Here is an 11102-nt window from a genome sequence, read left to right as displayed (position 1 = left end):
GAAGTTTGAGAGGAGCTGTCCTTAGTACGAGAGGACCGGGATGGACACACCGCTGGTGTACCAGTTGTTCCGCCAGGAGCATAGCTGGGTAGCTACGTGTGGAAAGGATAAGTGCTGAAAGCATCTAAGCATGAAGCCCCCCTCAAGATGAGACTTCCCATCACTTCGAGTGAGTAAGATCCCTTAGAGACTATGAGGTTGATAGGTCCGAGGTGGAAGCGTGGTGACACGTGGAGCTGACGGATACTAATAGATCGAGGACTTAACTAACTTATTTGATATCGTTTGTTTACTCTTATTTAGTTTTCAGGGTATAATTCTATATCCAAACCATTGTCTGGTGATGATGGCGAGAAGGTCACACCTGTTCCCATACCGAACACAGAAGTTAAGCTTCTCAGCGCCGATGGTAGTTGGGGCATTGCCCCTGCGAGAGTAGGACGTTGCCAGGCAAGATTTAAGCCAAGAGACTGTATTGTCTCTTGGCTTTTTTGTAGTGTGCCAGGCATGCACACATTCTCTAGGGTTGAAGTCCTGAATCACGAAGGCAGTAGTAGTGATTAGCTTAAGACAAGGGTGTCTAGGGTGACCTAGAATCTGAAGGAAGTCAGCGGCAAATCTCCGCCTCGAGGAACACAAACTTCATATAAGGCTAGATGTTCTTGGATGAGACTGCTATACAAGTTGAAGTCCTTACTGCCAAAGGGAGCATAGAGTAAATGGAGCGAGGACATGGAGAGGAAGAATGTGTGCTTACCCTGGGAGGTCTGATAGAAATGCGGTACACCTGCCGTAACCGAACATGAGAATGTTCGCTGAACTATCAGAAGTCAGCCGAAGCCATAGTACCGAATGCTCCTAGGGTATTCGGGAAGGGCTGAATCATCTAAGGAGAATTGCCACTTTGCATACGCAACACTTGATGACGCAGAAACATAAGAACCTTCCTAATGGAGGAAACGATGAATCTCGTGGGGGACATTAGAAGGGCTGAAAGTAGTTGCCACATAAGAAGGACGGACAATTCGCGTAGGAGTTCGATATCATGTTGGAAAGAATACTATCACGGGAAAACTTAATACAAGCACTAAAACGTGTAGAAAGAAACAAAGGAAGTCATGGTGTGGATGATATGCCTGTACAAAACCTACGAGCACATATCATGAAACAGTGGACTACCATTCGGGAACAACTCGAAAAGGGAACCTACTACCCTCAACCTGTTCGTCGTGTCGAAATCCCGAAACCAAACGGTGGGAAGAGAAAGTTAGGTATCCCTACCGTGACAGACCGATTCCTCCAACAAGCAATCGCACAAGTCCTAACGGAAGTTTACGACCCTACATTTTCGCGATACAGTTATGGATTCCGTCCAAACAAGCGCGGACATGATGCGGTGAGACAAGCTAGAAATTATATCAAGCAGGGTTACCGTTGGGTAATCGATATGGATTTAGAGAAATTCTTCGATAAAGTAAATCATGACAGACTGATGCGAACATTAAGTAAAAGAATTCAAGACCCAATGGTCTTGAAATTAATCAGAAGATATTTACAGGCAGGAATTATGGAAGATGGGTTAGCTTGTCCTAATACAGAAGGTACTCCCCAAGGAGGCCCCCTAAGTCCACTACTTTCCAATATTGTCCTCGATGAACTGGATAAAGAACTGGAGAAAAGAGGACTTCACTTCGTCCGTTATGCAGACGACTGTAATATCTATGTTCGCTCCAAACGTGCGGGTTTACGAATCATGAATACTATCACTAAATTCATAGAAGAGAAACTGAAACTCAAAGTAAATGGAGACAAAAGTGCGGTAGACCGCCCATGGAGACGCAAATTCCTTGGATTTTCTTTTACCATCCAGAAGGAAACCCCGAAAATCCGGGTTTCAAAAGAAAGTGTAAAACGCTTTAAACAGCGAGTTCGTGAACTGACTTCTAGAAGGAAATCGGTGGCGATGGATAGAAGGATGGAGAAACTAAATCGATTCCTAATAGGTTGGTTAGGCTACTACCAACTGGCAGAAACGCCTTCTTTATTCAAGAAACTAGATGCCTGGATAAGAAGAAGGTTACGAATGATTCGTTGGAAGGAATGGAAGAAAGTCCAAACAAGGTACCATAACTTAATTCGATACGGAATTAAGAAAGGAAAAGCGTGGGAATGGGCTAACACAAGAAAGGGATACTGGCGAATAGCTAAAAGCCCAATCTTGCATAAAGCCCTTGACGACCAATATTGGTCAGGCCAAGGGCTAAAGAGTCTATTTAGTAGATATCAAACGTTACGTTGGACTTAGATGGAACCGCCGTATACGGAACCGTACGTACGGTGGTGTGAGAGGTCGGAGGTTAAACGCCTCCTCCTACTCGATTATAAAATAATTCCACTATCATATTTCCAATTGGAATGACTAAACTGATAATAGAGAAATAGTTAAGAGAAGGGGGAACTAACATGAATGCGGTCTTTGAAAACTTAATCGATGATAACTTCCTTCTAATAATAGTACGTGTACTAATTGCTTTAGTATTATCTGGTTTGATTGGTTTTGAGCGTGAATTGAAAAATCATTCAGCTGGCTTTCGTACTCATATTCTAGTTGGTGTCGGTGCGTGTTTAATGATGCTCCTGTCTTTATTTGGCTTTGAGGCATATATTGAAAAATATAATAATGTTCAATTTGATCCAGCACGTATTCCCTCTTATGTAATTAGTGGGATTGGTTTTTTAGGAGCGGGAACGATTATGGTGTATGGAGGCACGATAAGAGGCTTAACTACTGCAGCTTCCATTTGGGCAGTAGCAGGTCTAGGCCTTGTTGTAGGGGCGGGAATGTATGCTGTCGCTGTATTTACCACCTTGATTATCTTGTTAAGCCTAGTTTTTCTTAATAACTTTGAAAAGCTATTCACTAGAGGCAAAACGTCCCTAGTATTAGAGATTATTTCGTATTCTGGGCTACCAATTAATAAAGTTGTTTCGGTGTTAGAGGATAGTGAACTAAAAGTAAGACAGGTGGAAGTTATTAAAGTTGAAAATGACCTAAAAAGTATTTTTATAAAAGTTGAACGAAAGACTAATCTAAATAAAATTGAGTTGTTTGAACGTTTATCTAGTATAGATGCTGTAAAAAGTGTTTCAGAAAGATAATAAGTAACTTCTTAGTCCCCTGCACATCACGAACAGCTGTGTAGGTTTTTTTTATAATTATAATGGTGGAAGATCTTATTTAGATAAATGGTTTTGATTGTTATGAATTTGTCTACAATAGTTATTGTAAGATAGTTGCATCTGATAAAATTTGAAGTATAATAAAAGTAAAGTCAAAGATAGTCAAAGTCAATATGGTGGACGAACCTGAGATTACTCTGGAATCTAGGAGGGAATCAAATGAGCAATATTTCAGATGTAATTGAGCAATATTTAAAACAAGTCTTACAAGCAAAAGGGCAAGATGCTATTGAAATAAAACGTAGCGAGATTGCAGATCGATTTCAATGTGTTCCATCACAAATAAACTATGTCATTAATACTCGTTTTACTGTGGAAAAAGGATATATTGTTGAAAGTAAGCGTGGTGGTGGAGGGTATATTCGAATTATTCGAATTAGACACCGCGATAAATCAGAATTAATTGATGAGATTATTGAGCTAATTAACCCTACGGTAACCCAGCAAGCCGCTGTAAATGTATTAGAACGCCTTATGGAAGAGGGAATCTTAACGGAACGAGAAGCTAAGATAATGGCTAATGGAATCAGTAGGGAGACATTAGCATTTAAATTGCCTCTACGAGATGAGATTAGAGCAAGAATTTTAACCTCTATGCTCACAACATTAAAGTACTTATAAGTTAATCGGTTTAGATTTTAGACAAGGGGGAAACAAGGTGGAGTGTCAGGAATGTCATCAACGGCCAGCTACTTTGCATTATACACAGGTGATTAACGGACATAAGACGGAAATTCAAATTTGTGAGGTCTGTGCAAAAGAAAAAGGATATATGACGTATCCGGAAGATGGATATTCGCTTCATAATCTATTAACGGGATTATTTAACTTTGAGTCTGGAACTGTCGGGTCACCTGGAGCACACTTACAAAAGGAAAAAGATGTTCAATGTCCAAAATGTGGGTTGACCTTTACGGAATTTAAACAAATCGGTAAGTTTGGATGTGGAGAGTGTTACCATACCTTTTCTTCCAATCTAAATCCAATTTTCCGTCGTGTTCATAGTGGAAATACAGAACATAGGGGTAAGATACCGAAGCGAAAAGGTGGCAATTTACATCTTAAGAAACAGCTTGCAAATTATAAGACGGAATTAAAAGAATTAATTATTAATGAAGAGTTTGAACAAGCTGCTGTAATTCGAGATAAGATTAAGGAATTAGAAGCAAAGATTAATCGTAAGGAAACAGGTGATAGTAATGACACTTCAACATTTCATGAATGAAGCAATCAGTCCTTGGATGCGTGAACAAGGTCCAGATCATGATATTGTACTAAGTAGTCGCATTCGTTTGGCGCGTAACTTTGCAGACATGCCATTTCCTATTATTGCCGATCAAAAAGACTTAGAGCAAATCCGTAAATTCTTTAAACAGGAATACGAGCATACGTCATTTGGAGAATATAAGAACTTTGAATTTATCTCGATCCGAGACATAACCGCAATTGAGAAAAGTGTATTAGTAGAGAAGCACCTAATTAGCCCATTACTTGCGAAAAGAGAAGGTGCAGCTGCTACGCTAATTTCACAAAACGAACAAGTCTCTGTCATGATAAATGAAGAGGATCATATTCGAATTCAACTATACTTTCCTGGTTTACAATTAACGAAGGCATTAAACAAAGCCTTGGAGTTTGATGATTGGATTGAAGAAAAGGTAAATTATGCTTTTGATGAAAAGCGGGGCTTCTTAACCAGCTGTCCGACTAATGTAGGGACAGGGATGAGAGCATCGGTAATGATGCATTTACCAGCGCTTGCTATGACGAAGCAAATCAATCGAATGATGCCAGCTATAAACCAGCTAGGACTAGTAGTAAGAGGGATTTATGGAGAAGGTAGCGAAGCATTAGGAAATATCTTTCAAATTTCTAATCAGATTACACTTGGAAAGACAGAAGAGCACATCATAGAAGATTTGGAGAGTGTTGTACAACAGTTAATTGAACATGAGCGAAAGGCTCGTACTAGAATTTTAGAACAATCCGGAATTGAACTAGAGAACCGTATTTTCCGTTCTTTAGGTGTTTTGGAATATAGTAGAATTATTGAATCAAAAGAGGCTGCAAGATGTTTATCAAATGTTAGACTGGGAATTGATTTAGGAATCATTAAAAATGTTTCTCGTAATATACTTAATGAACTGATGGTTTTAACACAACCAGGTTTCTTGCAGCATTATGCAAAAAAGACGCTAAGTGCTTCAGAGAGAGATGTACTAAGAGCGTCTTTAATCCGGGAACGATTACAATTTGAGGAATAGGTAGGAGGAAATCTTATATGATGTTTGGACGTTTCACTGAGAGAGCACAGAAAGTTTTAGCCTTATCACAAGAAGAAGCCGTACGTCTTGGTCATAATAATATAGGTACAGAGCATATTCTTCTTGGATTAGTGCGTGAAGGGGAAGGTATAGCTGCGAAAGCATTAGAATCTCTTGGATTAGAAGTATCAAAAATTCAAGAAGAAGTGGAAAAGCTAATTGGAACTGGTAAGCAACCAATGCAAACCATTCACTATACACCTAGAGCAAAAAAGGTAGTTGAGCTATCCCAAGATGAGGCAAGAAAATTAGGTCATTCCTATGTAGGAACAGAACACATCCTATTAGGCTTAATCCGAGAAGGTGAGGGCGTTGCTGCTCGTGTTTTAAATAACCTTGGGGTTAGTTTAAATAAGGCAAGACAACAAGTGCTTCAATTATTAGGTAGTAATGAATCTCAAGCTGGTAGACAGGGTCGAGGCCAAGCTTCTAATGCTAATACACCGACATTGGATTCACTAGCGAGAGATTTAACACAAAGTGCAAAAGAGGGGAATATTGACCCGGTCATTGGAAGAAGTAAAGAAATAGAACGTGTTATCCAAGTGTTAAGTCGCCGTACGAAAAACAATCCAGTCCTGATCGGAGAGCCTGGTGTTGGTAAGACAGCTGTAGCAGAAGGATTAGCACAGCAAATCATTCAAAATGAAGTACCAGAAACATTACGAGATAAGCGTGTCATGACATTGGATATGGGTACTGTTGTAGCAGGTACGAAATATCGTGGGGAATTCGAGGACCGCTTGAAAAAGGTAATGGAGGAAATCCGCCAAGCAGGCAATATTATCTTATTTATTGATGAATTGCATACGTTAATTGGTGCTGGAGGTGCAGAAGGGGCAATTGATGCTTCCAATATTTTAAAGCCATCATTAGCGCGTGGAGAATTACAATGCATCGGTGCTACTACATTGGAAGAGTATCGTAAATATATTGAAAAGGATGCAGCTTTAGAGAGACGTTTCCAACCAATTCAAGTGGATGAGCCAACATTAGAAGAAACGATTCAGATTTTAAAAGGACTACGTGACCGCTATGAGGCGCATCACCGTGTAACGATTACCGATGAAGCGATAGAAGCGGCTGCTAAATTATCGGATCGATATATTACCGATCGTTTCTTGCCAGATAAAGCAATCGACTTAATTGATGAGGCCGGTTCTAAAGTAAGATTACGTTCCTACACTGTTCCACCAAATCTAAAGGACTTGGAGCAAAAGCTTGAAGAGGTACGGAAAGAAAAAGATGCTGCAGTACAGAGTCAAGAGTTTGAAAAAGCAGCTTCACTTAGAGATACAGAGCAGCGTTTACGTGAGCAACTAGAGACGACAAAGAATGAATGGAAAGAAAAACAAGGACAAGAGGATTCTCAAGTAACAGTTGAAGATATTGCTAGTATTGTGTCGATTTGGACTGGTGTACCAGTTTCTAAATTAACAAAAGACGAAAGTGAGCGTCTGCTTCATTTAGAAGAGGTATTACACGATCGTGTTATCGGCCAAGAAGAAGCCGTTAAAGCTGTTGCAAAAGCAATAAGAAGAGCAAGAGCAGGACTTAAAGATCCGAAACGTCCAATTGGCTCCTTTATTTTCTTAGGACCAACAGGGGTAGGGAAAACAGAATTGGCTCGTGCGCTTGCTGAGGCGATGTTTGCCGATGAAGATGCAATGATTCGTATTGATATGTCCGAATACATGGAAAAACATTCGACCTCACGACTTGTTGGATCTCCTCCAGGATATGTTGGATACGAAGAGGGTGGTCAACTAACGGAAAAAGTTCGTAGAAAACCATACTCTGTTGTATTATTAGATGAAATAGAAAAAGCACATCCTGAGGTGTTTAATATCCTTTTACAAGTGCTAGAAGATGGACGCCTAACCGATTCGAAAGGTCGTGTCGTAGACTTCCGTAATACGGTAGTAATCATGACATCAAATGTTGGAGCAAGTGAGCTGAAGCGTAACAAATATGTCGGATTTAACTTAGATGATGAAAACAAAGACTATGCGAATATGAAATCAAAAGTCATGGACGAATTGAAAAAAGCTTTCCGTCCAGAATTCTTAAATAGAATTGACGAAACGATTGTATTCCATTCCTTAGAGAAGAAACATATGAAATCAATTGTCACATTAATGGTTAAAGACGTACAAAAGCGTTTAATCGAACAAGAAATTGATTTCTCGCTTACCGATAAAGCACTTGAAAAAATTGCGAATGAGGGCTTTGATCCTGAATATGGTGCAAGACCATTAAGAAGATCTATACAAAAGAATATTGAAGATCTATTATCAGAGGAGCTACTAAAAGGTTCGATTAAAATCGGAGAAAAGGTTAAAATTGGGTTAAATAATAAAGGTGAATTTATTATTTTACCGTAAAATAGTTTTATTTTCTTGAAGAAAAAGCTAGGAGGATTTCACCTTCTAGCTTTTTTCTTCCTCAGAAAGGTATGGTACGATGCTAGTTATAATTGTAGGGCGTCTATAAATTGGCAGTTTTATAGCGGATATAGTGTATAGAGCGATGTGTTCTGTTAGTAAAACAATGTTAATGAAACCCTAATTTATGAAGAATATGTGGCAAACTTAAGGAAAAATAATACTAAATTGATAGATTTCTGTAACCTTAATACCGCGTTAAACGTATATAATAGAGGTATCCGAAAGGAATGATATGATTGGCAAAAAGAAAGACTAAATTTGTTTGCCAGGAATGTGGATATGAAACTGCAAAATGGTTGGGCAAATGCCCAGGTTGTAATAATTGGAATAGCTTTGTAGAGGAAACCGAAATTACAGGTAAACAATCAAGACATACATTTAGTGGCATTTCTAGCTCTGGTAGTAAACCAGAAAAAATAACATCTATTGAGTCACAGGATGAGCCACGAATTACAACAAAATTAAACGAGTTAAACCGTGTGCTTGGCGGTGGTGTTGTACCTGGATCATTAGTACTAATCGGTGGTGACCCGGGTATTGGAAAGTCAACACTCCTATTACAAGTCTCATCACAGCTTGCCGAGAAGCAGCTGCCAGTTTTATATATATCTGGTGAGGAATCTACTAGACAAACGAAGCTTCGTGCAGATCGGTTAGGTGTAAGCTCAGACTTACTTTATGTACTTTCTGAAACGAATTTACTAACGATAACGAACCATATCGATCAGTTAAAACCATCACTCGTCATTATTGATTCCATACAAACCATCTATCGTGAAGAGGTAACTAGTGCACCTGGAAGTGTATCCCAGGTTAGAGAATGTACAAGTGAATTAATGCGAATTGCTAAAACGAGTGGTATACCTATTTTTATCGTAGGACATGTAACGAAAGAAGGAGCAATTGCTGGTCCGAGGTTATTAGAGCATATGGTAGATACCGTGCTTTATTTTGAAGGAGAAAGACATCACACATACCGAATTTTACGTGGTGTAAAGAATCGTTTCGGTAGCACGAATGAAATGGGTATTTTTGAAATGAAGGAAGAGGGCTTACGAGAAGTGTTGAACCCTTCTGAGATATTCCTCGAGGAGCGGTCACAAGGTACTGCCGGTTCGACAGTTGTAGCGTCGATGGAAGGGACAAGACCTGTATTAGTGGAAATTCAGGCCTTAGTATCCCCATCTAGCTTCGGTAATCCAAGAAGAATGGCAACTGGTATTGATCACAATCGCGTATCATTACTAATGGCGGTTTTAGAGAAGCGAGTCGGATTAATGCTACAAAATCAGGATGCCTATATAAAGGTAGCGGGCGGAGTAAAGTTAGACGAACCAGCGATAGATTTGGCAACGGCGGTTAGTATTGCATCTAGTTTTAGAGATATTTCGACGAGGCCGGATGATATCTTCATAGGTGAAGTTGGATTAACTGGAGAAATAAGAAGGGTATCGAGAATAGAGCAACGCGTTCAAGAGGCAGCAAAGCTTGGCTTTAAACGAGTCATCTGTCCACAAAACAATCTAGAAGGATGGACTGTTCCAAAGGATATTCAAGTTATTGGTGTCCGAACGATTCAAGAAGCACTAGATATAGGGGTGCCAAGATAATAGATTTAAAAAACCAGTAGAATTTTGTCGAATTTTGATTGACTTGGTTAATTTAGTGTGATAAAATTTAATGTTTTGCCAATTTGATTGTTTTTTGAAGCTATGCTATTATGGTGAAGTACTACTCTAAATTGATAGATGGTAGTTCTGGATTTTTCCGTATCCGGAACGAAATAATTCGGCTTAAATAACGGAAGAAAGCGAAGTTTATTAAAAATTAATGGTTATTATTTTAGGTTAATAGGTAATAATAATGGTTAGGAGGTGACGGTGGTGCTGAAAAAGATTGTTCATTTGTTCTTTATTATTTCAGGGGGTACCATTGGGTATTTATATATACCATATGTTATTAGGCTATTAGATTTTAACAGTTTAGCATGGTTGGAATCACCGTATTTAGGTGCTGTATTAGGCGCAATTATATTATTTGTTATTTCCTATCTGGTTACGGATTATATTGTAGATTTCTTAAGGTGGATTGAAGAGGGATTAGTAAAGATACCGATTGGTGATTTACTATTTGGTAGTCTCGGGCTAATTATTGGTTTAGTAACGGCATTTTTAATCAATTTGCCAATTCAGGAAATCAACATTGAATTTGTATCGAAGGTCATCCCGTTATTTATTACCATACTTCTAGGTTATTTTGGATTTCAGGTCGGTTTCCGTAGACGTGATGAATTAATTAATCTGTTAAGTATTAATCGCAAGGATAAGAAGAAGGGTTCTACTGATCTAGATCAACTAGATAGTAATGAACCGAGACCGAAGATATTAGATACAAGTGTGATTATTGATGGGCGTATTGCAGATATTTGCCAAACAAGCTTTATCGAAGGGACAATTGTTATCCCACAATTTGTGTTAGGTGAACTGCAACATATTGCAGATTCTTCAGATGTCCTGAAAAGAAATCGCGGTCGAAGAGGCCTAGACGTCTTGAATCGTATTCAAAAGGAATTACCTATTAAAGTAGAAATCTACGAGGGTGATTTTGAAGAGATACAGGAAGTAGATAGTAAATTAATTAAATTAGCCAAAGTAATGGATGGTATTGTAGTTACCAATGATTTTAATCTAAATAAAGTATGTGATTTGCAAGGTGTATCGGTGTTGAATATTAATGACCTTGCGAACGCTGTAAAACCAGTTGTATTACCTGGAGAAGAATTAATGGTTCAAGTGATTAAGGATGGTAAAGAGCAAAATCAAGGAATTGCATATTTAGACGACGGTACGATGATTGTTGTGGAAGAAGGTAGAAATTACATCGGTAAAACGATTGAAGTACTAATAACTAGTGTCTTACAAACCTCTGCCGGACGCATGATTTTTGCAAAGCCAAAATTACTTGAAAAAGCATTATAAAAAAGGTATAACTTATATTGAAGATTGACAATAAATTAAAAGTGATAACAGTCAGTGTTATCACTTTTTGTTATAATGTTATAGGAATGACTATTATATAAATATAGAAAAGA

At 38.6% G+C, this 11102-nt stretch carries 8 protein-coding genes and 2 rRNA genes (1 of these 10 cut by a window edge); all 10 read left to right on the top strand.

Translation table 11 applies throughout. The features are described from left to right. Positions 1-270: ribosomal RNA gene (locus MKY78_RS09280) — 23S ribosomal RNA — on the top strand; it begins 2651 nt to the left of the window's first position. Positions 271-336: 66 nt separating this feature from the next. Beyond that, positions 337-452 (top strand): 5S ribosomal RNA (gene rrf, locus MKY78_RS09275). 590 nt (positions 453-1042) lie between these two features. Continuing rightward, entirely contained in the window at positions 1043-2305 is a 1263-nt protein-coding gene (gene ltrA / locus MKY78_RS09270; protein WP_188384654.1) for a group II intron reverse transcriptase/maturase, read from the top strand. A gap of 158 nt (positions 2306-2463) precedes the next feature. After that, positions 2464-3159 (top strand): MgtC/SapB family protein, encoded by a 696-nt coding sequence (locus MKY78_RS09265; protein ID WP_339217524.1) that lies wholly within the window; start codon positions 2464-2466, stop codon positions 3157-3159. Positions 3160-3399: 240 nt separating this feature from the next. Next, positions 3400-3861: a CtsR family transcriptional regulator gene (locus tag MKY78_RS09260; protein WP_186871230.1), complete on the top strand. Its 462-nt coding sequence runs from the start codon at positions 3400-3402 to the stop codon at positions 3859-3861. 37 nt (positions 3862-3898) lie between these two features. Continuing rightward, positions 3899-4465, top strand: a complete 567-nt coding sequence (locus MKY78_RS09255) for a UvrB/UvrC motif-containing protein (protein ID WP_186871231.1) — start codon at positions 3899-3901, stop codon at positions 4463-4465. After that, a complete protein-coding gene (locus MKY78_RS09250) occupies positions 4440-5504 on the top strand; it encodes a protein arginine kinase (RefSeq protein WP_339217521.1) in 1065 nt (354 codons plus the stop codon). The genes MKY78_RS09255 and MKY78_RS09250 overlap by 26 nt, the downstream gene beginning before the upstream one ends. A gap of 17 nt (positions 5505-5521) precedes the next feature. Then, on the top strand, positions 5522-7948 hold the full coding sequence (clpC, locus tag MKY78_RS09245; protein WP_339217519.1) for an ATP-dependent protease ATP-binding subunit ClpC: 2427 nt from the start codon (positions 5522-5524) through the stop codon (positions 7946-7948). 299 nt (positions 7949-8247) lie between these two features. Beyond that, positions 8248-9621 (top strand): DNA repair protein RadA, encoded by a 1374-nt coding sequence (gene radA, locus MKY78_RS09240; RefSeq protein WP_339217518.1) that lies wholly within the window; start codon positions 8248-8250, stop codon positions 9619-9621. A gap of 273 nt (positions 9622-9894) precedes the next feature. Continuing rightward, a complete protein-coding gene (locus MKY78_RS09235) occupies positions 9895-10989 on the top strand; it encodes a PIN/TRAM domain-containing protein (RefSeq protein ID WP_186871235.1) in 1095 nt (364 codons plus the stop codon). Positions 10990-11102 lie beyond the last annotated feature (113 nt).

Source organism: Ornithinibacillus sp. FSL M8-0202 (assembly GCF_037975285.1).
In the GTDB taxonomy this organism is placed as follows: Bacteria; Bacillota; Bacilli; order Bacillales; family Amphibacillaceae; genus Ornithinibacillus; species Ornithinibacillus massiliensis.
Note: the sequence above shows the minus strand (reverse complement) of the source record. Positions and strands in the feature narration are given on the sequence as shown.